At 68.8% G+C, this 905-nt stretch carries 1 protein-coding gene; it reads right to left on the bottom strand.

What is annotated here, in order from left to right; translation table 11 throughout:
- The coding region (ispG, locus tag GTY56_RS24945) for a flavodoxin-dependent (E)-4-hydroxy-3-methylbut-2-enyl-diphosphate synthase (RefSeq protein ID WP_161367565.1) at nucleotides 1–905 on the bottom strand (905 nt) is incomplete at both ends.

Below are 905 nucleotides of genomic sequence, written 5' to 3'. Positions count from 1 at the left end.
ACGATCTTGGACTCGGGGACGGTCTTGATGACCTCGCCCTTGACGAAGATCTGGCCCTTGCCGTTGCCGGAGGCGACACCGAGGTCGGCCTCGCGGGCCTCGCCCGGGCCGTTGACGACGCAGCCCATGACGGCGACGCGGAGCGGGACCTCCATGCCGGTGAGGCCGGCGGTGACCTCTTCGGCCAGCTTGTAGACGTCGACCTGGGCGCGGCCGCAGGACGGGCAGGAGACGATCTCCAGGCCACGCTCCTTGAGGTTCAGCGACTCGAGGATCTGGATGCCGACCTTGACCTCCTCGGCGGGGGGCGCCGAGAGCGAGACGCGGATGGTGTCGCCGATGCCCTGGGAGAGAAGCGCGCCGAAGGCGACGGCCGACTTGATGGTGCCCTGGAAGGCCGGGCCCGCCTCCGTGACGCCGAGGTGCAGCGGGTAGTCGCACTGGGCGGCGAGCTGCTTGTACGCCTCGATCATGACGACCGGGTCGTTGTGCTTGACGGAGATCTTGATGTCGCGGAAGTCGTGCTCCTCGAAGAGGGACGCCTCCCACAGGGCCGACTCGACGAGGGCCTCGGGGGTCGCCTTGCCGTACTTCTGGAGCAGGCGGCGGTCCAGGGAGCCGGCGTTGACACCGATGCGGATCGGGGTGCCGTGGTCCCGGGCCGCCTTGGCGATCTCCTTGACCTTGTCGTCGAACTGCTTGATGTTGCCCGGGTTGACGCGGACCGCCGCACAGCCCGCCTCGATGGCCGCGAACACGTACTTCGGCTGGAAGTGGATGTCGGCGATGACCGGGATCTGCGACTTGCGGGCGATGGTCGCCAGCGCGTCGGCGTCGTCCTGCGTGGGGCAGGCGACCCGGACGATCTGGCAGCCGGAGGCGGTCAGTTCGGCGATCTGCTGGAG

Origin of the sequence: Streptomyces sp. SID5643, assembly GCF_009872555.1 — a bacterium.
GTDB classification, from domain to species: Bacteria; Actinomycetota; Actinomycetes; order Streptomycetales; family Streptomycetaceae; genus Streptomyces; species Streptomyces iakyrus.
Note: the sequence above shows the minus strand (reverse complement) of the source record. Positions and strands in the feature narration are given on the sequence as shown.